Source organism: Deltaproteobacteria bacterium (assembly GCA_020845775.1).
Classification (GTDB): Bacteria; Bdellovibrionota_C; UBA2361; order SZUA-149; family JADLFC01; genus JADLFC01.
Genome location: JADLFC010000105.1, coordinates 1 through 19,469 on the forward strand (window position 1 = coordinate 1; position 19,469 = coordinate 19,469).

The following is a 19,469-nucleotide window of genomic DNA, read 5'->3' on the forward strand; positions in this document are numbered from 1 at the left end:
AAATCAACCTAAACCTGCCAATAGATTCTTACGGCACCATAGTGCTAGAAACCGACAACAACAAAGTCGTAGGCCGAAACCTAATCAAAAAACCCAAACAATACGTCCTAAGCTTCCGAACTAAGTAGCGAAATCAAATTTAAATTATAGACAACGAGGAGAGTAAGGATTACCTCAAGCAGAAATTACCCAAGCGCCTTTGCGGATTAACGGCATTTTCTCGCCAGAAACGGCGGTTGCGGTAACGTCCACTTGCTCTGAGGAAATCATCATATCGGTATGCACGGTGCTCTCATTACAGCCGACTTCCTCGAGTTGTTTAGAAGTCATGGTTGCGCCGTCTTTAAGGCAAAATTTATAGGCCGAACCAATCGCGACATGACAAGCCGCGTTCTCGTCAAAGAGAATTTCCTCAAAAACCAAACCACTCTTGTAAATCGGCGAATCTATCCCAACTAAAGCAACTTCCCCAAGACGCTTTGCGCCGTCATCGCTTTCTATATACTTCTGAAAGGTATCTGCTCCACTCGATGCCGAAAAATGAGAAATTTCACCTTGCTTAAATTCCAAATATAAGTCCCTTATCATCTTCCCATTTATCAAAAATGGCCTGGTAGTCTTAACCCTCCCCTCGGTACCTCGCCAATCGGGAGTAGTAAAAACCTCCTCGGTGGGAATATTCGGTTCAAAAGCAACGCCCAAAGATCCTCCCTCCGCCCCACCTTTAAAAATTGCATTGCTGGATAAGCTAACCCTTAAATCAGTCTCGGGGCCACTAAAGTGAAGTTCCTTAATGTGCATCTCGGTCAATTTCTTAGCTCTGGTTTGCAACACTGCATTGTGTTCGCGCCAGGCTCCTAAAAAATCATCCCTATCTAGCTTGCAAATCCGAAATATCTCTTCCCAAAGCCGCTTACAGGCGTCATCAGGACTTAATCGCGGAAAAACCTTTTGTCCCCATTTTGGAGTCGCAGCCGCGCCAATAGTCCAGTGAATGAGCGACTTGCCAATACCTTCATCGTAAAAATATTTGAGCGCCAAGTGCCTATGCAAGCGCATGCAATTAATTTTCCCCGGATCTAAATCTGCTAGTATGTCGGGCTCTTCACTCCCGATTATTCTTACATTTGCCGCTCTACTATCCACTAGCTCTACATATTGGCGCTTAATAAAATCTGGAACAAAGGCTAAGTTTTCTTCCTTAGAACCGAGGACGCGAACACGCCCCAACCGAGGATCGCCTAAATCCAAATTCACATACTTAGCACCAGCTTCGTACGCAAACTTGGCAACTCTAATTGCAAGATCTCGATGTATAGGCTCCGTAGTGATGTTAACAACCTGCCCTGGCTGCACATTGAGCGCATAAAAAACCAAAAGGCGTGCATACCTATCGAGCATCTCTTCAAATATCATAATGTTGACCTAAAAACGCGAACTCAGGAAGTAGCAGCAACTGTGCTCTTTTGACAAGTGGGCAATCTAAGCCCATTCCTGCCCTCAAACCAACTCTTATCATCAGTCTCAGTGACACCACTTTTTACCTTATGACACTGATACACCGCTAACTCACCACCGGGATGCTTCTGGTGACTTGGGGTGATAAAAAGCGCATCTCCTACCTGCGCTATATATCTTATCCAATACTTGGCTTGCTTAAAATCACTTGTATTAAACACTTCCTCTAGTTCATTCTTGCCTGTTACAGCTCTATAAACTACATACCTGGATGGCCATGATATATCACTGAGTTTGTCCATGTCTACTTATCCCCTTATCATCTTAATAGTTAGATGGCTGCGACGTCCTGAAGTGTTCTCTAATGTCTATATCGGGCTAAGGCAAAAATGCCTTTAGGGGCGTAGTCCATCGACACCGCTAAATCGGCCGACACGCCCAAAAAAGCCTAAATGAGTTTCGCATAGATGCCGATAGAAAAAATTAGGCAGCTGGAGAAGCCATCACATAAATGTCTAAACCGGCTCTAAATTATCGAAATCGTAGCGACATTTGGCAACAGCTCGGACGTCACTACAAACGACTCTAATAGAGATTGCTAAATAGGGAGAGAACAATATTATGGCTATCGTCGACAAAACAATTAGAGTTTTAGTCGTAGATGACTTTAGCACTATGCGAAGAATCGTAAAAAATATTCTTACAAGTCTAGGATTTCAAAACATCGAAGAGGCAGAAGACGGGAAAATTGCTCTTTCTAAAGTAAAGAACGGCAATATAGGCTTCATAATCTCTGACTGGAATATGCCAAATATGATGGGCATAGACTTCCTCAAGGAAGTTCGCGCCGACCCAAGTATTAAAGATATTCCCTTTTTAATGGTGACAGCTGAATCGCAAAAAGAAAATGTGGTCGAAGCATTAAAGGCTGGAGTGTCCGACTACGTCGTAAAACCATTTACGGCCGATACTCTACAACAAAAACTCGAAGCTATTTTTAGTCGCCAGTAATAAGAATTCTCAGCAAAATCTAGATAACGCGAACTTTCTTAGGGAAAGTTCGCGTGGCTTATCTGCTAGCATCAGGTCCTATACAAGCTCACCTCGACGACAAACTTGCCCTCTGCCGTCTCAAATGGAATCTGAATCACAGGTCGTTTAGACAACTGCCGAATCTGAACATTCTTGCCCAACACCGTAATGGGAGTCGCCATATCTAACTTAATATCTAACCTGGCGAGATCGGTCTTTGCGCCACCAGATATAATATTAGTCATCTCGCCTACTGCGTCTGCTATCTCTTCGTTAACCGAGGTAAATTCAGTATAAAGCATGCGCGAACAGATCGGGAGAATGGCTCGCTCTTCAAAACTTACCACCATAGCTCCGCAAACACCTTGTCCTGCCAGCCCAAGAATACCAGAGACATCGCCAAACGAGAGATTATCCGGCTTAAGTCCAGGAGGTCCAGCTGTCACTGGCGTCATGGCCATAGTCTGAATCACCTGAATGGTCGAGTTTAAGAACGGATTAATGTATTCAACTTTCATAATCACCCAAGCCTTGAGTTAATGACCCTAAGGGACGCTTTTTTCCCATGCGTCACCCGAGTTAATTCTACCTAGCGCATTACTACGCAACCTCATCACCAGTTTTGATTACTATCCAAGCAGAAAAGCTACAAGAAATTTGAAAATTATTAAGCATTTAGCATGAATATACTCCTAATTGCTCTCCGCTACAGCTCTCTTTAGAACTCGGCGATATCTGCCGAATAACGTAATAACAGGTGATTCGATTGAACCTATTGACGGGGCAATCCGTAGCAATATTCGGGAGACAAGCCATGGGCAAGACAGCAGCTAAATCTTACACGCTAGACGAGTTGTTCATATTGGTGAACGACAAGAGCAAAAAATTTAAGGTAATTCTCGATAAATCGTCCAAGTGGATCGATTGGGAATCTTCGGTGTTTTTGACCGGAGAAGCGCAGATCATGGAAGTTAAACCAAAGGCTGAATGGCCGCTCATGGTTTCCTTTAGCGGAAGCATGATTGACACTCAACCAGTGCCATATGACCCAAAAATGGAATTTTATTGCAAAACCTAAAGGTTTTTTGCCAAAGGGTGCATTGAAAGTATAAGATCCGTCTATGCACCCTAATATTACTGAGAGAACCATAAAAATATTTGGTTTATCGGAAGCTGAAATCGCCAAGAAATTGGAAAGTGAGCCGCTTGGCATTCCCGACGTGAGTGTTTCATTTGTAAACATCTTTCCGGAAGTTCACTTACGTCTGCGCGCGACAGAGCTGACAACAGATCTAATGACCGCTTGCCACTCGATAGCCGAAAAAGTTGGCAAACAATATGTGGTTTCCGATGATTCGGAAATCAGCTTCGCCGAAAACATCCTCAACATACTTAGAACGAAAAAAGTAAGCATATCATTTGCCGAATCGTGCACAGGCGGGTTGATTAGCGCCATGATAACCGACATCCCAGGCTCGTCAGAACATTTCGCTGGCGCGATTGTATCCTATAGCAATGAGTCAAAAATTAGATTACTGGAAGTAGATAGCGAGCTAATAGAGAACGACGGAGCCGTAAGTTCGTCCGTTGCGGCTGCTATGGCGCGCGGTGCCCGCAAACGTTTTCAAACCCACTATGCCGTATCCGTAACCGGCATTGCAGGCCCAACGGGTGGCTCAACTGAAAAACCCGTAGGCACTTTCTACGTTGGCCTAGCCTGTGATAATGGCATTACCTCATACAAATTCTTCCACCCTTCAACGCGCCAAGAAGTAAGAACATACGCTGCCTACGCGGCCCTAAATGTATTGCGCTGTAGCATCTTTGACTTTAGCATCCCACAGTAATCAGTCTGTCGTAAATGTGCGCTTGTTGGAAGTTTAGTGCGAAACAGAAATTGACTGTATCCAGGTGGTCGACGGCACTTTTGGATCGCTTCCATTATTTGAATAGTTACCGCTAATCCAATAACCTCCAAAGTTCTCCTCAAAAAAGTCGCCAACCGGCTGGTAATTAATCACATCCTGACCATTAACCAAAAACTTGATGTTCGGCTCAGAATAAACGAGTCTAAATTCCGTTGACTCTGTAAGCTCAGTCCCTACCGGTAGCGACTGCCAATCCTGCTCGTCGACATCTCCGCCATAAACCTGCAAATGAATCTTAGTGCCGCCCTCCTCTAGCTCGATAGTAATCTCCCTATATCCACTCTCCGCATTAGCCCAGAGTCGACAGAGTTTTAACGCTTTGGGGTATTGAAAATCCTTAGAAAACTTCTGCTTCCAAGCGAGCTGTATGCGCCCAAAATCTTCTTCATTCCCCAACATCAGCGGCTGTGACTCATCTGCTAGATAAGTAACCTTTAATCCATCTCTATCCGCAATTGCCTCTCCACTTAGCACAACCGCATTCCTTGGGACATTGCTATCAGTATAACTTTCTTTAAAAGCTAAATCCCATCTTTCCTCCGCCTCGATTTCTTCCGAAGCACTCCTAGGAGGCATGACTACCACTGACGGAAGCCCAACCGAGTTAATGGCAGTATCTTGCTCCCGTTCTTGCGATTCATCACTTACCTCCTCGCTTAAAGAATAGGAAGTTTCTTCTGGCGGTGGAACCACTACCTCGACATCAAGTTGAGGCGCTTCATTTACCGTCTCCGAAACCATGTCCTGTCCATTGTTAACAATAGCCTCCGACGTCGCTTCGCCACCATCAGAGTTTGAACTTTTGCAAGAATTCAAAACAACTACATACAACATGAGACACACCGCAATCCTAAACATTTTAACTCCTCCTCGCGAATGGGAGTATTGGCATACCGTTTTGAAAAATGCTTTTTTGTAAATGCTATAAATTGAAGTTCTTCAATGTATGGCTATCCCCACAGCAAGCTCACCTCAAGACTGCCGATTGATCACCCTACTAATGCGCTTCCTATCGGTTTTTAGCACCTGGGCGGTGGCCGTCAAGTTTCCATCTAGCTCGTCATAAACGCCTTTTACAATTTTTTGCTCTACTTCCCTAAGTTGATCTTCTAAACTCGACTTAGCTGACGACTCCCCAGAATCCCCTTGCTGCTCCATCCCTAACATTTTAAAATCGCCAATTTTAAGACTTCGGCTCTCATGGAAACTAGCGCAATGAAAACCTCGCTCTAATACCGCTTGAAGCTCGCGAACATTGCCAGGCCAGGTTTCATTTTCTAGCCAACGCACAGCTTCTGGAGAAATATCTCTTACCACAGATTTTCTGTTCGCCTTTATTAAATCATCGAGAAAGCCTTTTACCAAATTATAGATATCTTCCTTGCGCTCTCGCAAAGGTGGAATTCGCACTAATAAATGCGCAATCCTGTGGTAAAAATCGAGTCTCAGAGCATCCTTCGTTATCAAGCGATCTTGCGGACAATTAGTTGCGCAAATCAGCCGAAAATTGGACTGCCTCCGCTTATTCGAGCCAACGGCATAATAATACCCTTCTTGCAGTAGTTCGAGAAGCGCCACCTGCGTGCTTTGCGGCAAACAATCCACCTCATCAATAAAAAGCGTCCCACCATCAGCCTCCGCAAAACGCCCCTCCCGATCACTAATAGCACCTGTAAAAGAGCCTTTCACATGACCGCACAATTCACTAAGAATAATGTCATGAGATCCATAATGCGGCGAAAGGCGAACGAAATTGGCACTTCGCCTGCTGCTGGCATCGTGTATCGCTCGCGCTATTACGCCTTTACCGACACCGGTTTCTCCGCACAGCAACACTGGTTGCTCTGTAGCAGCCGCAAACGACACGAGCTGCAACACCCTTTGCATCTGCTGATTATTGCTGGATAAACCTGCCAATGCGCCATAGCCTTTATCAGCACCTATTTCTCGGCCAAAAATGCGCCGCTGAAGTGACGTAACATTAGAAGCATCGTTAATCAAAGCTAGGAGATGATCGGCATCGACAGGTTTTGAAACAAAGGAAGCCGCCCCAGCTCTAATAGCCTGAACTCCCCATCCTTCTGAGTTATGCCCGGTTAACACTATAACCCTTAGACTCGGGTCTTTATCGAGAATATCAGTGATGAGCTCTATCCCTGAATCCGGACCGACAACAGAGTCGAGCGATAAATCGACGATAGCCACATCAAATTGCGCTCTCGACAATTCAGCCATAGCCTCGGCACTCGTGCTAGCCTTAACAAATGAAATATTATCAACTCTTTTCTCAATCGAACGAATGAGTTGATCTATAAAGCTCACCTCGTCGTCGACAAACAACACCGACAACTCCTTTTTCACGGCACAATTCTCTCCAAAACAACGTCTGACCAAATACCAGTACTAAAACACGCGTATATTACATAACCCTGCACGAAATTTCTACGTTACAGCGAGATTCTCTTAAAAATCAACTACTTGTACAGATGGACAAAGGTTCCATCATTCGCAATAATACCACTCTGTCTTGCAACAAGGAGAGGATATGCACATGAAGAAGCAAGCTTTTATTCGTTATTCATCCACTACCACCGAACGCATAACTCGGGTTTACGAGGGCATGTATTGGCGGCCGCCAACGGACTTTTACGAAACGTGCGATGCCTTGATAGTTCGAGTTGAAGTTAGTGGCATTAGCGAAAGTGATTTTTCGATCTCTCTTGCGGGAACCACTCTTCGCATCGAGGGACTGAGACAAGAGTCATGTGAAAAACTTTGTTATTTCCAAATGGAAATAGCGTATGGCGCGTTCTGTACTGAAATTAAGATTCCAGAGAATGTGCTTCTCGATTTCGAGCATTTAGAAACTGCTTACACTAATGGCTTCCTGTCGGTGCGTCTCCCAAAACTTCAACCCCAATTAAGCTCAATCTAATAAATCGCAAATAATCAATTTCGCCAAATGGACTAACTCTTATGCCACTCACCAACACCATAGACATGTCTCCTGAAATGGCTCGAGTAATGGAAGAGCACACAAAGCAAGAGGAAAATACGTCTGATACTTCGCCGAAAATTCCTGACGTTCTTCCCATACTACCGGTACGAGATATTGTAATCTTCCCAATGACGATTGCGCCAATAATTATTGGACAACCCAAATCGATCCGCTTACTCGAAGAAGTGTCGATGAAGGATCGCCTATTTGGCCTCGTCTCGGCAAAATCGACTTCTACAGAGGATCTAAAATCGGCCGATTTATATAGCGTTGGGACACTTGCTAGAATTTTCAAGCTAATAAAAAGTCCTGACGGCACATTGCGCGTGCTCATTCAAGGGATTGAGCGGATTCGCGTTGACGAATGGATGGAAGATGAACCCTATCTAAAAGCAAAAGTGTCCAAACATCCTGAAATACTTTCAAGCGCTGACGACATCGAAGCCGAGGCGATGGCGCGTAGTTTGGCTGCGCTTTTTGCCAAACTTGCTGGCCTAGTACCACATCTCTCTAGCGAAGAAGCGCTTACCGCAGTAGATGTTTCGGACTCGCGCAGACTGGTATATTTAGTAGCAAGTAGCATTCAAATGGGCGTTGAGGAAGCTCAAGAAATTTTAGAACTCGATTCCATTGCCGAAAAAATTCGCCGCTTATCCACTCGCCTAAGCCATGAGATGGAAGTGGTAGAGTTGGGACAGAAAATCCAATCGCAAGCTAGGTCTGAAATTGAGAAAACTCAGCGCGAGTATTTACTGCGCGAGCAGCTAAAGGCCATTCAGCGCGAACTCGGCGAAAAGGATGAGTTGCAGGTAATAGTTGAGGAATACCGAGAAAAAATTGCCAAGGCGAACATGCCCGAGGAAGCCAATAAGGAGGCACTGCGCGAACTAAGTCGCCTCGAAAAACTTCCATCTGCGGCTGCCGAATATAGCGTCATTCAGACTTATCTCGATTGGATGATTTCCTTACCATGGTCGAGCACTACTGACGACGTTTTACAAATCGCCCATGCCCGCCAAGTATTAGACGAAGACCACTATGACTTAGAAAAAGTTAAGGAGCGCATTTTAGAGTATTTAGCAGTGCGCAAGTTGCGCCAAGACCGTGCAAAGGAGTCAAATGCAAGCACCGCCACAGACGAGCCAGTTTCTTTGCTAACTCGCCCAGAAAGAAAAGGAGCAATTCTTTGCTTCGTCGGTCCCCCGGGTGTTGGAAAGACATCGCTAGGCTTATCTATCGCCCGGGCTATGGGCAGAAAGTTTACGCGCATGAGCTTAGGTGGCATGCGCGATGAAGCAGAGATTCGGGGCCATCGGCGCACATATATTGGAGCCATGCCAGGCCGCATCATTGAGGCGCTTCATCGCGTAAACTCTAAAAATCCGGTCATAATGCTGGATGAGGTGGATAAAATTGGTTCCGACTGGCGAGGCGATCCGTCTAGTGCATTGCTCGAGGTATTAGACCCTGAGCAAAATCGAGATTTTAGAGATCACTATTTGGACGTTCCCTTCGATCTTAGCGAAGTCATGTTTATTACGACGGCAAATATATTAGATACAATTCCTTCACCTCTTCGCGATCGCATGGAGGTGTTAGAGCTTTCCGGCTACATTGAAGAAGAGAAGCTGCACATCGCCACCAAATACATCATTCCCCGACAAGTTAAGGAGAACGGATTACACGCCGAAGAAGTTGTTATTTCGGACGAAGCCATTCGGGCAGTTATTCGCGACTACACGCGCGAAGCTGGAGTGCGCGAATTAGAGCGCCAAATTGGCGCTATTTGCAGAAAGATTGCAACTGCGGTAGCGGAAGGCAGAGATGAGCGAAAAATTATCGATTGTGCAAACCTTGCTGATTATCTTGGCAAGCAGCGATATTTTTTCGAAGCTGCCGAGCGAACAGAGTTCCCTGGAGTGGCTACGGGTTTAGCAATGACGAGCGTTGGTGGTGACATCATTTTTATAGAGGCAACTCGCATGCCTGGAAAAGGTGGTTTAGTGCTTACAGGCCAACTGGACGATGTCATGAAGGAGTCTGCACAAATTGCTCTAAGTTACGTGAGATCCCAGGCAGACGTTTTAGGACTTGAGCCAGGCTTTAGTGAAAAAAACGATATTCACATTCACGTCCCCGCAGGTGCTGTTCCTAAGGACGGCCCATCGGCGGGAATTACTATAGCTACAGCCTTAGCTTCACTTTTAACCAATCGCTGTGTTCGCCGAGGAGTGTGCATGACCGGCGAAATTACTCTACGCGGGAAAGTCCTTCCAGTTGGCGGCATTAAGGAAAAAGTTTTAGCAGCTCATAGGGCGGGTTTAGATACCGTCATTTTGCCTAAGCGAAACGAGAAGGATTTGGAGGATTTGCCCTCCAAAGTACGAGAGGAGCTACGATTTGTTTTGGTGGACGAAGTTGTGGAGGTTTTTAAGAATTCTTTTGACGGAGATATTTTCCACAACTCTCGCTAGTGCTAGAGTGAGGATTACGAAAAGTAGTAAAATGCTAACAATCTTCAAGCGGAGGAGTTTTTATGATGAATAAGAAAGTATTGTTCACCGTTATATTTGCTGGAGCCATAGCTTTCCAACTAGGTTCAGGCGCAGGAAGCGCTAGTGCGGTTCCAGAAACGCCTGAAAAATGGGAAAAGTGCGCTGGCGTCTCAAAAGCAGGAAAGAACGATTGCGGTTCTATAGACAAGAGTCACGATTGTGGTGGTTTGGCAAAGAAGGACAACGACCCTAACGAGTGGGTTTTCGTTCCAGAAGGAACATGTGAAAAACTTGGCGGGAAAGTTGTTGAAGTAGTTCCAGCTAAAGCGAAGGAATAATCATTATCAAAACGAGTGTTAAAAACTGTTATTGTTTTCCAACACTCGTTTTGCCACTCGCTCTGTTGCGCCTAAGTTCGATTTCCATACCTCGTAGCCGGCAGTGCCAATTTGTTGTCTAGTCTCTGAATCGGCCAGTAATTCGTGCAATTTTTCCTCTAGTTCTTCCAAGTTCCTCACTTCCACTATTCCGTTACGAGCTTTCATCTGCTGCACCACATCGGCAACGTTGCTAGCATAGGGCCCAACGACGACTGGACAACTGTGAGCCGCTGGTTCCAAGGGATTGTGTCCACCAATATCCACTAATGTTCCGCCCACGAAAGCTACATCTGCTAGTGCATACGCAAGCGCGAGCTCACCCAAACTATCGAGCAATACGACTTGCGCTTCTTTGGACTGCGAACCGAGACTACGGCGGCGGAATTTAATTGCATCTTTTTCTAGCACCTGCGCTACTCTTTCAAACTGCTCTGGATGCCGTGGGGCGATGATCATATGTAAAGCCGGGAAACATTTTAGTAGACTTTTGTACGCTTGAATCACTATTTCGTCTTCTCCTGGACGCACGCTTCCCGCTACAAAACAAAGCTCCTCACCTTTAAGCCCAATATCTCGCCTAAACTCTACTAATTTTTTTTCATCTACCACTTCGCCCTTATCGTATTTTGTCGACCCAGTAATGGCGATTTTCGACTTATCCACCCCCAGTGCTAAAAACCTTTGATAATCGAGTCCACTTTGCACCATTAGCGCGCTAAACTCGGCTAAGACGACGCGAAAAAACCAACGAAATTTTAGATACCAAGGAAAGGAATAATCGGAGATTCTGCCATTAACTAAAACTATTGGAATCCTTTTTTTTGCCAACTCAAAAAAAAGAGCCGGCCAAATTTCAGTTTCGGCAATGACTACTAGAGTCGGATTTATATTTTTTACAAATCGCTTAACCACCAGTGGATGATCCAAGGGCAGTATAAATGTTTCGCACGGCAATTTCCGCCTTATTACTTCCTCTTGGCCAGTTATCGATGCAGTAGAAATAACAATCCTAGTCTTAGCATCTTTGCTTTCCATCAGCCTAGTAATCACCGGCGCTATACCTGCAACCTCCCCTACCGAGGCAGCATGAAACCAAACCACTCGCTTTTCCTTCCCGACGAGCTCCTTAAAATCGACTCCCCAACCCAGGCGTTTTTTCAAACTAGCGCGCCAACGAGGTTTAGAGCACGTGAGCAAGACGATTAACGGCAGCCCCAGCCAAGCGAGAAGATAATAAAAACATTTTACAAACTTTCTATTCACAAGCAGTTACTATAATGTAAAATTTGCTCTTGAGAGAGAATATATGAAACGTTACGAGGAAAAGGAACTACAGAAGTCAGAGAAGAATGAGAAATCTATCATGCGCTCCTCGGCGGTGGAATACCACTCAAATTACCCCACTCAAATTACCCTCGGAGCTAGTGGGATAGTTTAACTCGCTAAAAGCTAGCTTACATACATACTTGAAATCATTGGCGCTAATTCTAAACTCTAATTGGCGAATCTCGCACATCTAGGTTGACAAATCCCTAGACTTAACGTTGGATGAGAGTTATTTAAGGGCGTGTTTTTGGACATGCCATTTACTTTCCCTAGCTTTGGGTAAAAATTGAACACAGCCGCTAAAAACATCTTAATTATCGATGACGATATAACTTCTCTCGATATTGTTTCCTTTCTCATTGAAGAAAATGGCTACAATGTAACCCGCTGCACGGATGGTAGAAGCGCTATCGAATACGTAAAGTCTACTAAGCCAGATTTAATAATCGTTGACCTCATGATGCCATTTCTTAATGGCACAGAGACAGTTAAGCAGATTAGGCAACTCGAAAGAGGCAATGCTCCCATAATAGTGTTTACGGCAATTGACGACTCTAGCATGCACGCAGACGCCCTAGCCGCCGGATGCGACAAAGTCCTTACAAAACCCTGCAATTCCAAGAAACTTATTGAAATTATTCAATATTTTCTAATAAAAACCTCTACGCCTCACTGTTAACATCGCGCTCTAATTCCTGAAACAAGAGCTTTTGGATTGGCATCTAGCAATTAATAGGTTATAAGCAATTGAGTTTGGGAATTTTCGTCCCAAATGAAAGACTAATAGATTAAGCGTTTTGCTGAATCTATTCAATATAGATTTACACTATGAATCTTATTGGCCTGGGAAGCGAAGAGGAATTTTTTTCGTTTTTTAAAGCATTCCTGGCCAATAAATGTAGAGGATTAATGTAGAAGGCGTAATTGCCTTAAATAAGGCGATTTTTAGCGCGTTAGGTGTGTGTAACTAAGCGGAAGTAGACAACTAAATTGTTGATATTATGCACCAAATAAATAAACGGCGCGACATCTCTCCTGGAAGAGATGCTAGCGGTCTATCCTTAAAGAATTTTTGCAACACTAAGGCACTAGTTTGTCTTTGCAAAGGCAAGGGTGGATTATTATTTAACGTAAACAATTTAGCGACTATTTTTCAACTTAGAAGTTTTCAGTCGGTCATCAGGAACTACATCAGAACATGAGTTTATTATTATCGATGCTTATTGACTATCCATACTTGTTGACCTGACCTGAAACACTGAAACGACACCAATAGCGTTACGCGCCAAGATACTTTACTTATTTACAAGGCGTGCGTAACATGACCAAAAGAATGCTAATCAATGCGGTGCACAAAGAAGAGTGCCGCATTGCGATAGTCGAAGATAATCAATTACTGGAATACGAAGTTGAGCGAGGAGATTCCGATCAGCTTAGAGGCAATGTCTACAAGGCGCAAATAACTCGGATAGAACCGAGCCTTCAGGCAGCTTTCTTAGATATCGGAGCGGAGCGAAACGGATTCCTTCAAATAAACGACATAAACCCCTCGTACTTTAGGAATTGGCCACCTGAAAACCCACACGCTGGTAAAAACGGAAGGGCAATTATTCAGGAAGTCTTGCAGGCAAATCAAGAATTAGTCGTGCAAGTTGTAAAAGAAGGCCGCGACACCAAGGGCGCGACGCTTACGACGAATATTTCGCTTCCTGGAAGATATCTCGTTCTAATGATTGGAAGTCAGCGCGGCGGAGTATCTCGCAAAATTATCGACGAGGGGCAGCGCTCCCGTTTGCGTCAAGCAGTCGAGAAGCTTCGGTTTCCGGCAGGAATGGGCGTCATCGTACGCACAGCCGGCATTAACAAGACCTATGGCGAACTACAACGAGATCTCGACCGCCTGCTAGATATGTGGTTCGAAATAGTTCAAACGAGCTTTGATGCCTCTTGCCCACATCTTCTATACGAAGAAAGCAACTTGGCTATTAGGACTATAAGAGACTTCCTCACTTCAGATATAGAAGAAATCCTCATCGACGATTTTAAAACTCACGAAGACGTGCAGCGATTTATTCAGCAAACCATGCCGGAGAATAAATCTCGGGTAATATATTACAACAAACCACAGCCACTCTTTGGAAGTTTTGATCTAGATCGACAGATCGACACTATTAACCTACCAGAAGTCATTCTACAATCAGGCGGCTCCATCGTCATAAACATTACGGAAGCAATAGTAGCTATAGATGTAAACTCCGGCCGCTCTACCAGCCAGGCGGATGTTGAGGAAACAGCTTTTAATACCAACAAAGAAGCTTCGCGCGAAATTGCTCGCCAGTTAAGACTAAGAGACATTGGCGGCCTAATCGTCATTGATTTTATCGACATGTGGGATCGGAAACACCGACAGTTAGTCGAAAAGTGCCTGCGCGATGCTCTCCGCAATGACAAAGCGAAAATCGAAGTTGGGCGAATTTCTAAATTTGGCTTACTAGAAATGTCGAGACAGAGGCTAAAAGCTTCGCTCATTAGCCAAAGCCACGTGGCCTGTCCGCAGTGCAAGGGAAGAGGTCGCGTGAGGTCGGCAGAGGCAACAGCTCTCGAAGTTTTGCGAAAGATTCAATCGGCCGTATTCGCCGGTGGTATTAGTACGGTTCGCGTCAGGATGGCACCTGCCCCTGGGCTTTACCTTCTAAACCACAAACGCGCTATCTTATCCCACATAGAACAGCATACGGGAGCCGAGGTTTTGGTTTACGCTGATGGTCGTTTAAAGTCCGAAGAATACGAACTCGAACTAGACAGGAAGAAGCAAGGAGATTTTGGCTCATCATACGACAGCGCGAACCTTAGGCCATCGAGCCCGAGCAGCGCCCCCTCGGATAGTAGCAATCAAGACGCACAGCGCAGAAAAGGCGACAGGAATTACAACAATAGAAGAAATAGAAACAAAAAATATAAGACCGAAGAGCACAGAACAACAGATAGCGAACAGCCAACGGACAACAGGCGATCCCAAAACAAAAGGAGAAGGCGGAGGAAGCAAAAGCCAAACGACAGGCCTATCGCTGAAAAAACGCTTAATGCACAAAGCGATAGCTTGCCCGAAACTGAATCGCGCCCGCCATCTTCAGAGTCATCGATCTCAAATAAAGAGACCCCACCTGAGTTAGATTTGTAAAAATCGAGCTTAAACGACTTAGGGAGGAGAACTGAGGCACGCCTATTAAATTTATTTGCACGGGCATCTCTTTTAGGCCTTGAAAGGTTCTTATCCTAGTGCTAGCTTTAACTAACTTGACGCTAGGATATGTTCCTTTAAAGGCAGCTTAATCGATGAACCAGGCAAAGAATTCTATATACCTAGAGACCTCGCCGGAGGCGGCATCCTTACCACAACAAGCTTTAACTTCAGGCGAATCTGGCGAGCAAGAAGAACGCCTTTTTAGCGGCACTAGCTCAGTTAGCGCTGAATTCTCCTTAAATCCAGAGATCAAACGCGATTTATCCAGCCTGACCCAACTAATAGCAAACGCTACGGAGGCTTACACCGCAGCTATCTATTTGGCCGAGTCGAAGACTAAGACCTTGATACTAGGTGGGGTTCATTCTTTGAGCCGAGATTTCGACACATCGGCTAGCATAGAGTTCGGCTGTGGCTTAATCGGTTGGGCGGCACAAAGCGGTGAACGCATTGTCGTCTGCCCATTTGAGCGCGATGCAACTACACTTCTTTGTTACAAGCGAGACCAGGAGCTAAAGAGCTTTATCGCCATCCCCATTATCGATCGACAGGGAAGATCGCGCGGAGTCCTGGCGTGCGACAGCAAGAAAAATTATGCTTTTGCTAAAGTTACGGAAAAAATTCTGCTGGGCTTTACCGAACAAGCTCTAAACTTACTAGAGCTGCACGGCAAACTGCTGCACAAGCAGAACAATACAAAAGCATTAGGAAATCCTCTGCCGCAGTTTCTCGAATCAATTCGCAAATGTGGCACGGAAGAGCAACTGTTAACTAGTTCCGCAGGTATTCCCTCTGATATTATAGAACGCGATGCCTTGGTGGTTCTCGTAACTTCTCAAGGAGGTGTCGGGAGGGGAGTATTTTATTCAGCATCGTCTCCGCAGAACCAAACTGAGCATCGCTTGCTCGAACTGGTTTGTAGGCACAAAAAAATACTTTGCGCAGATCGCAGCGTCCAAGCCTTGCCACGCGCCGACGCGAGTGAGCGCTCTTTCTTGTCAGTGCCGTTTCAGGTTCTTGGGAAAGAAGCTGGCTCGCTAAACCTTCTTAGCAAACCCTGCCAGCCGTTTACAGCGGAACAGATTGCTTCACTCGAAGGCATTGCCAAAATTGTTGGAAAAGAGCTTGAGCACACGCGTTTGCGCGATAAATACGCCTCCAATATTGAGACTACGGGAACGCTTTCGTGGAATAGCTTCTCAATCCGCGGCAATGTAATACTCAGGGAGGCATCGCAAACGAAAGTTAAGTTTAGCTTGGCACGCATCAGTGTAGAGAATCTCTCCGAAATTGAGAGATTAGCCGGAACTCAAGTCGCTCTAGGAGTTATGCAAAAAATCATGCGGCTAGTGGAGCAGATTAAAAGAGAACCATCTGCTAGCTGCTATCTATACGGCTGTCAGATTCTTCTGCTAATGGAGGAAGCGCATATTCATCGAAGCATGGTTCGCCTGCGAAAACTGATGGGACTCGTCGACGTGAGTGAGTTTTCATCTACTAAGACGACTTTGGGTAAGACAAAATTAGGCGAGTTATTGGTGGAGGGAACCAAAGTCGCATTTAGCGAATTTCCGAAGAATGGCCAAACTATCAGCGAGTTGGCCTCCGAAGCTTTTCTCAACCTAGAAAACCAATCAAAAAGGGGAGCTGGATATGTTAAGATTTGGGGAAAATGAAATCACCCCTGATTACGGGATGGACATCAGCGCTGGGCTCGTTCAGCACGATCTCATTAGAGCTGATTACGAGCCAACCGTGCCTAGAGAGCATGCACCAAGCTGGAAGTCGTTCTTTAGCGGGTGGATGGGCCAGGATATGGCCATGGATCTCGGCACTGCCAACACCTTAATTTACATTCGCAACAGAGGCGTAGTCCTAGATGAGCCTAGCGTAGTCGCCATAAACCGAAACGACGGCCGCCCAGTGGCGGTTGGTCGAGCCGCTAAGGAAATGTATGGCAAGACTTCCTGCGCAGTCCAGTGCGTCAGGCCGCTAAAGGACGGGGTCATTGCAGATTTTGAAATGACGCACATGATGATTCGCGATTTCATCATGAAGGTTTCTCGAAGATGGCAACTTCGTCGACCCCGCTTAATCGTAAGCATTCCATCCGGCATAACTATGGTCGAAAAGAAGGCCGTAATAGATGCTGCCGAGTCTGCCGGCGCCCGACAAATTCACTTAATTGAAGAACCTACTGCTGCCGCAATCGGTGCGGGACTACCAGTAAATGAGCCTAGTGGTAATATGATTGTCGACATAGGCGGGGGTACAACTGAAGTGGCAGTAATTAGCATGGGAGCAACTGCTTATTCAGAATCAGTTAGAATTGCGGGCGATGAGATGGATGAGGCTATTGAGCAATTTGTTAGAAGAACCTTTAATCTTCAAATTGGTATTTTTGAGGCGGAGCGAATCAAGTTAGCCATTGGTTCAGCGATGCCAATGTCCGAATCGAGAGAGATAAAAGTATTTGGGCGCGATTTAGCCACTGGGGTTCCACGCGAGCTAGTGATTGACGACGCAACTGTGCGCAAGGCATTATCCGAACCAGTCGGTGCTATCGTCGATGCCGTGCTTCGCGCACTTGAACGAACCAGCCCAGAACTAGCCGAGGACATTATTCGCAATGGAATACATATTGCCGGAGGTGGCGCGTTATTGGCGGGACTACCCGAGCGCCTAAGCCTAGAAACGGGGCTAAGATTTTATCGCGCTGCAAATCCTCTAACCGCTATCGTTAGAGGAGCCGGAACTGTCCTCGAATCATTTAAGGAATTTAGACATGTTTGCATTGCGTAGGAATATGCATTGCGGTCGCGTTTTTTTCCGCCAGATTTTTGTTTTCTGCTTCACTGCTATGCTTCTAGGTGGCTGTGTCGTTTTAGAAAAACTTCCTTCAAGACAATCCAAGGAGGAAAAGCAAGTTGAAGTTTTAACTTCTGGAGACATTATTCATCGCGTCACATATCAAGGCGAAAATGTTGGCACAATAGCTAGGTGGTATACTGGCGACATTTCAAACACTGGAAGAATTGCGCGAATTAACGACTTAAACGAGCACAACGCTCTACCTCTTGGCTCGCGCGTGAGGATACCTAGATATTTACTGACTACTAACTTACCCCTGCCCTACGCTCAAGTTGGGCCGCAAGCTGAGTCGGGGGCTACAACGAGTAGTCCAAAATAGAAACTGATGAAGACAGAACCTCCTCCTGCCTCCAAAGACGCATACCGAATCGAACCCCTAACAAGCGAAGACGACTGGCGCAGGGCGTGGCCATGCATGAATTCGCTAAGGCCAAACGTTTCCCTTGAGCAATTTTTAAATTATAGAGATGATTTTTTAGCTAACGGCTATCAACTTTTCGGCGCAGTAATCGATGACGAGGTAGCTTGCGTCGCAGGCCTAATAATTTACCCGCACATCGTTCGCAGAAGAGATTGCTGGGTCTATGATTTAGCAACTTTGGAAAATTACAGATCCCAGGGGCACGGAAAACGAATGCTCGAGTTCTTGGAGAAGTACGCTCGCTCGCATGGTTGCAGTAGACTATGCCTCCACACTAACGTCGCAAATTTGCGAGCTCAACATTTCTATGAAAACCATGCCAATTACAAGAAATTTGGCTACGTCTACATAAGCGAACTAGCCTAAGGGGCATTCCACCCCACAAGGCAGGGCAAAACGCCACGCCCTACTTAGCGCAACCTATTGATCTTACAGTGCTTTTTTGCTCCGTCTAAACTTGGCACGCCTTGCAATAGATTAGTTAGTTTTAAACAAACTTACTTTAATCAATGGGAGCAAACAAAATGAAAACGCGCAATTTCTTAACAAGCGCACAATCTGCACTTGTAGTTGACCACATAGGGTATGCCGATCGCTTAGCTGAGGCCTTTCACTTTTCAAAGCAACTTCCTGAATATAGCTGTGACGACTTTAAGAGTGCAGCATATTTTGGACTATGCGAAGCTGCCCGAAATTACGATTCCACCAAAGGCTGCGCCTTCAAGACATACGCTTACTTTCGCATTCACGGCGCAATGTATGACATACTGAGAGACGGGAGCGAATCCAGAAGATTAGACATTCATGGCGAATCTAGTAACAAATTCAGCAACTTCGCCAAAATATCAAGACCAGCAAAGAACGACTCTCCTGAAACAACGGTAGAAGACTTTAAAAAGAAGCGCGCCCCCAAGCTAATCAAGACGTCTAAGGAGCTCGCGGAAGTCATCAATCGCTCAGCCGATCTCAATATGACAGTCCACAATTCTAGCAAGGGTCGCGCACAAATTAGTTATCGCTGCGACTCTACTCCTGAACAACGCACTCTCGTTAAATCCTCGCAGCAACATCTTCGCCGCGTTATTTCAACACTATCGCCTCAGCAGAGGCGCGTAATTGAACTAAAGTATTTTGAGGATAAGACAATGGATGAAATTCGCTCATACTTGGGCGCATCGTCGAGAAGCTGGATATCGCGCCTGCACTCCACTGCGATTAGCCACCTTCGCAAGAAGTTGCGAAATAGCGAGCTAGAGCACTGCGAACTATTCGCTTAAATGATTCATCAACCTAGAGGAGTAAACAAACACTTCATC

Annotated in this window: 19 protein-coding genes; 13 read left to right on the forward strand and 6 right to left on the reverse strand. The window is 45.5% G+C overall.

Features of this window, described 5'->3' with window-relative positions:
• Nucleotides 1-174 precede the first annotated feature (174 nt).
• Nucleotides 175-1,416 (reverse strand): aminopeptidase, encoded by a 1,242-nt coding sequence (locus tag IT291_06470; protein ID MCC6220865.1) that lies wholly within the window; start codon nucleotides 1,414-1,416, stop codon nucleotides 175-177.
• Nucleotides 1,417-1,439: 23 nt separating this feature from the next.
• Entirely contained in the window at nucleotides 1,440-1,760 is a 321-nt protein-coding gene (locus tag IT291_06475) for a hypothetical protein (GenBank protein MCC6220866.1), read from the reverse strand.
• 319 nt (nucleotides 1,761-2,079) lie between these two features.
• Between IT291_06475 and IT291_06480 the strand changes: the two genes are divergently transcribed.
• Nucleotides 2,080-2,469, forward strand: a complete 390-nt coding sequence (locus IT291_06480) for a chemotaxis response regulator CheY (GenBank protein ID MCC6220867.1) — start codon at nucleotides 2,080-2,082, stop codon at nucleotides 2,467-2,469.
• Nucleotides 2,470-2,540: 71 nt separating this feature from the next.
• Here IT291_06480 and IT291_06485 read toward each other — a convergent pair whose 3' ends face one another.
• Entirely contained in the window at nucleotides 2,541-3,008 is a 468-nt protein-coding gene (locus tag IT291_06485) for a chemotaxis protein CheX (protein MCC6220868.1), read from the reverse strand.
• Nucleotides 3,009-3,304: 296 nt separating this feature from the next.
• Here IT291_06485 and IT291_06490 point away from each other — a divergent pair, with 296 nt between their 5' ends.
• Both IT291_06490 and IT291_06495 read left to right on the forward strand, forming a co-directional pair.
• The gene (locus IT291_06490; protein ID MCC6220869.1) at nucleotides 3,305-3,568 is read left to right on the forward strand and encodes a hypothetical protein; all 264 of its coding nucleotides are present in this window, start codon (nucleotides 3,305-3,307) and stop codon (nucleotides 3,566-3,568) included.
• A gap of 43 nt (nucleotides 3,569-3,611) precedes the next feature.
• On the forward strand, nucleotides 3,612-4,337 hold the full coding sequence (locus tag IT291_06495) for a CinA family protein (protein ID MCC6220870.1): 726 nt from the start codon (nucleotides 3,612-3,614) through the stop codon (nucleotides 4,335-4,337).
• Between the two features lie 33 nt (nucleotides 4,338-4,370).
• Here IT291_06495 and IT291_06500 read toward each other — a convergent pair whose 3' ends face one another.
• Nucleotides 4,371-5,276 (reverse strand): hypothetical protein, encoded by a 906-nt coding sequence (locus IT291_06500; GenBank protein MCC6220871.1) that lies wholly within the window; start codon nucleotides 5,274-5,276, stop codon nucleotides 4,371-4,373.
• 114 nt (nucleotides 5,277-5,390) lie between these two features.
• Nucleotides 5,391-6,779 (reverse strand): sigma-54-dependent Fis family transcriptional regulator, encoded by a 1,389-nt coding sequence (locus tag IT291_06505; protein MCC6220872.1) that lies wholly within the window; start codon nucleotides 6,777-6,779, stop codon nucleotides 5,391-5,393.
• 190 nt (nucleotides 6,780-6,969) lie between these two features.
• Between IT291_06505 and IT291_06510 the strand changes: the two genes are divergently transcribed.
• The 3 genes from IT291_06510 to IT291_06520 all read left to right on the forward strand — a co-directional run bounded on the left by IT291_06510 (nucleotide 6,970) and on the right by IT291_06520 (nucleotide 10,249).
• A complete protein-coding gene (locus IT291_06510; protein MCC6220873.1) occupies nucleotides 6,970-7,353 on the forward strand; it encodes an Hsp20/alpha crystallin family protein in 384 nt (127 codons plus the stop codon).
• 89 nt (nucleotides 7,354-7,442) lie between these two features.
• The gene (gene lon / locus IT291_06515) at nucleotides 7,443-9,890 is read left to right on the forward strand and encodes an endopeptidase La (protein ID MCC6220874.1); all 2,448 of its coding nucleotides are present in this window, start codon (nucleotides 7,443-7,445) and stop codon (nucleotides 9,888-9,890) included.
• A gap of 65 nt (nucleotides 9,891-9,955) precedes the next feature.
• A complete protein-coding gene (locus IT291_06520; protein ID MCC6220875.1) occupies nucleotides 9,956-10,249 on the forward strand; it encodes a DUF2282 domain-containing protein in 294 nt (97 codons plus the stop codon).
• A gap of 18 nt (nucleotides 10,250-10,267) precedes the next feature.
• Here the strand turns inward: IT291_06520 and IT291_06525 are convergent, their stop codons facing one another.
• Nucleotides 10,268-11,554: a 3-deoxy-D-manno-octulosonic acid transferase gene (locus IT291_06525; GenBank protein ID MCC6220876.1), complete on the reverse strand. Its 1,287-nt coding sequence runs from the start codon at nucleotides 11,552-11,554 to the stop codon at nucleotides 10,268-10,270.
• Nucleotides 11,555-11,903: 349 nt separating this feature from the next.
• Between IT291_06525 and IT291_06530 the strand changes: the two genes are divergently transcribed.
• The 7 genes from IT291_06530 to IT291_06560 all read left to right on the forward strand — a co-directional run bounded on the left by IT291_06530 (nucleotide 11,904) and on the right by IT291_06560 (nucleotide 19,430).
• The gene (locus IT291_06530; protein ID MCC6220877.1) at nucleotides 11,904-12,296 is read left to right on the forward strand and encodes a response regulator; all 393 of its coding nucleotides are present in this window, start codon (nucleotides 11,904-11,906) and stop codon (nucleotides 12,294-12,296) included.
• A 642-nt stretch (nucleotides 12,297-12,938) separates the two neighbouring features.
• The gene (locus IT291_06535; GenBank protein ID MCC6220878.1) at nucleotides 12,939-14,798 is read left to right on the forward strand and encodes an Rne/Rng family ribonuclease; all 1,860 of its coding nucleotides are present in this window, start codon (nucleotides 12,939-12,941) and stop codon (nucleotides 14,796-14,798) included.
• A gap of 155 nt (nucleotides 14,799-14,953) precedes the next feature.
• Nucleotides 14,954-16,537: a GAF domain-containing protein gene (locus IT291_06540; GenBank protein MCC6220879.1), complete on the forward strand. Its 1,584-nt coding sequence runs from the start codon at nucleotides 14,954-14,956 to the stop codon at nucleotides 16,535-16,537.
• 127 nt (nucleotides 16,538-16,664) lie between these two features.
• Nucleotides 16,665-17,663 carry a rod shape-determining protein gene (locus IT291_06545; protein ID MCC6220880.1) on the forward strand — a complete coding sequence of 333 codons (999 nt, stop codon included), beginning with the start codon at nucleotides 16,665-16,667 and terminating at the stop codon, nucleotides 17,661-17,663.
• Nucleotides 17,647-18,051 (forward strand): hypothetical protein, encoded by a 405-nt coding sequence (locus tag IT291_06550; GenBank protein MCC6220881.1) that lies wholly within the window; start codon nucleotides 17,647-17,649, stop codon nucleotides 18,049-18,051. Before IT291_06545 ends, IT291_06550 begins: the two co-directional genes overlap by 17 nt.
• A gap of 96 nt (nucleotides 18,052-18,147) precedes the next feature.
• Nucleotides 18,148-18,519, forward strand: coding sequence for a GNAT family N-acetyltransferase (locus IT291_06555; protein MCC6220882.1), 372 nt, complete (start codon nucleotides 18,148-18,150; stop codon nucleotides 18,517-18,519).
• A gap of 158 nt (nucleotides 18,520-18,677) precedes the next feature.
• Nucleotides 18,678-19,430 carry a sigma-70 family RNA polymerase sigma factor gene (locus IT291_06560; protein ID MCC6220883.1) on the forward strand — a complete coding sequence of 251 codons (753 nt, stop codon included), beginning with the start codon at nucleotides 18,678-18,680 and terminating at the stop codon, nucleotides 19,428-19,430.
• Nucleotides 19,431-19,469 lie beyond the last annotated feature (39 nt).

Bases quoted from the DNA above. Each gene is read 5' to 3' on its own strand.
- IT291_06470 (MCC6220865.1), bottom strand. From the start codon at position 1,416: ATGATATTTGAAGAGATGCTCGATAGGTATGCACGCCTTTTGGTTTTT.
- IT291_06475 (MCC6220866.1), bottom strand. From the start codon at position 1,760: ATGGACAAACTCAGTGATATATCATGGCCATCCAGGTATGTAGTTTAT.
- IT291_06480 (MCC6220867.1), top strand. From the start codon at position 2,080: ATGGCTATCGTCGACAAAACAATTAGAGTTTTAGTCGTAGATGACTTT.
- IT291_06485 (MCC6220868.1), bottom strand. From the start codon at position 3,008: ATGAAAGTTGAATACATTAATCCGTTCTTAAACTCGACCATTCAGGTG.
- IT291_06490 (MCC6220869.1), top strand. From the start codon at position 3,305: ATGGGCAAGACAGCAGCTAAATCTTACACGCTAGACGAGTTGTTCATA.
- IT291_06495 (MCC6220870.1), top strand. From the start codon at position 3,612: ATGCACCCTAATATTACTGAGAGAACCATAAAAATATTTGGTTTATCG.
- IT291_06500 (MCC6220871.1), bottom strand. From the start codon at position 5,276: ATGTTTAGGATTGCGGTGTGTCTCATGTTGTATGTAGTTGTTTTGAAT.
- IT291_06510 (MCC6220873.1), top strand. From the start codon at position 6,970: ATGAAGAAGCAAGCTTTTATTCGTTATTCATCCACTACCACCGAACGC.
- lon (MCC6220874.1), top strand. From the start codon at position 7,443: ATGGAAGAGCACACAAAGCAAGAGGAAAATACGTCTGATACTTCGCCG.
- IT291_06520 (MCC6220875.1), top strand. From the start codon at position 9,956: ATGAATAAGAAAGTATTGTTCACCGTTATATTTGCTGGAGCCATAGCT.
- IT291_06535 (MCC6220878.1), top strand. From the start codon at position 12,939: ATGACCAAAAGAATGCTAATCAATGCGGTGCACAAAGAAGAGTGCCGC.
- IT291_06540 (MCC6220879.1), top strand. From the start codon at position 14,954: ATGAACCAGGCAAAGAATTCTATATACCTAGAGACCTCGCCGGAGGCG.
- IT291_06545 (MCC6220880.1), top strand. From the start codon at position 16,665: ATGGGCCAGGATATGGCCATGGATCTCGGCACTGCCAACACCTTAATT.
- IT291_06550 (MCC6220881.1), top strand. From the start codon at position 17,647: ATGTTTGCATTGCGTAGGAATATGCATTGCGGTCGCGTTTTTTTCCGC.
- IT291_06555 (MCC6220882.1), top strand. From the start codon at position 18,148: ATGAATTCGCTAAGGCCAAACGTTTCCCTTGAGCAATTTTTAAATTAT.
- IT291_06560 (MCC6220883.1), top strand. From the start codon at position 18,678: ATGAAAACGCGCAATTTCTTAACAAGCGCACAATCTGCACTTGTAGTT.